1 protein-coding gene is annotated in these 1,270 nt (G+C 44.6%); it reads right to left on the reverse strand.

Annotated features, from left to right (window positions below; all coding sequences use genetic code 11):
* A partial coding sequence (locus IEW93_RS21745; RefSeq protein WP_188741274.1) for an IS4 family transposase occupies positions 1 to 1,161 on the reverse strand: 1,161 nt, incomplete at its 3' end.
* Positions 1,162 to 1,270: the final 109 nt, after the last annotated feature.

Below are 1,270 nucleotides of genomic sequence, written 5' to 3' on the forward strand. Positions count from 1 at the left end.
CTTTTCTGTTATTTCTGACCAGGCTCGATGACAGATACATTCAAAGATAGGCAGTAACCAAACGTCCACATTTTTTGCAGCTTTGAACAGTGAAACTGAGGGCATTATCTGAAGTGCGGTACTGCGCCTGATGATAACTGCCAGCAGACTGGCCCAGACTAGGCCGTCAACTATCGCTTTTTGCGCGGTAGCAAATCTCTGCCAGTTTGTATGTGATTTCAACTCTTTGAACAGCAGTTCAACCTGCCAGCGGCAGCGATAAATCGCCATAATATCATCGGCTGAGTAGGCCTCTGTCGGTAGGTTTGTTAACCAGATACAAAACCGCTTTTCTTCAGCGAACCAACGTCTTACAACTCGAAACTCCTGTTTGCCTCTGTGGACTTTGAGGTCAAGAATTTCAGTGCGGTTGGTACGGCGCGTTATGTCTTTGAGCTTCATTCCAGCTAGCTTAGGAAGAATGCGGCCCTTGCCATTTTTAGCTTCTACAACCCTTGGATTGAGTGACTTTGCACCCCGAACAATATAGAAACCATTATGACGCTCCACATCGGCAAAAAACTCGAAATCAGGGTATCCCGCATCAGCCAGAAGTAGCTTGTTTTTCATCTTAAATGGCTTGGGAAGATAGGCTCTTTCTGAAGCCGTATCAGCAGTTATCGTCATCGCCGTCGGGTTAAAGGTTCGTAATGACATGGTCATATGGCACTCTATCGCAGCAGGATTGCGTTTAAAGCGGCTTGGGTAGACATCGGCTAACGCCTTGTGAACATGAAATGAACTGCCATCTTGAAGCAGAATATCATCAAAGCAAGACAGCTTCTTCGGAAGCTGAGCACATTGTTGGCGGGCAAATTGAGCGATAGCCAACTGTACCAGTTGCTGCATAAAATGAGGAAAGGCTTCCTTACGGAGCTGGTTGTGGAAGGGCTTGTAAGCCACATTATCATTTTCAGTCAAACACATACCATTGAACTGACGATGCAAGTCTGCAATGGCATGGCAGTTGCCTTTACTCAACGCAGATATCAAGCTTGGGATCAGTATTTCCGGCAGAATAGACCGATTTCGTTGAATAAACCCCGTGCGCTTAGCCGTTTTTTGAAGGATGTTTGCATTGAAGAATTGCATAAACTGCTTTTTTAAGGAGATAATCGTCATCGGCTTTATTTATTGCTCATGGTAGTTTGTTTGGCGACAATTATCAGATCATAAATAAGGCCTTTTTTCTACCTAAAATATAGCGTTATCGCTAAAGATCCTGTCTATG

Source organism: Shewanella inventionis, from assembly GCF_014641855.1.
Taxonomy (GTDB): domain Bacteria; phylum Pseudomonadota; class Gammaproteobacteria; order Enterobacterales; family Shewanellaceae; genus Shewanella; species Shewanella inventionis.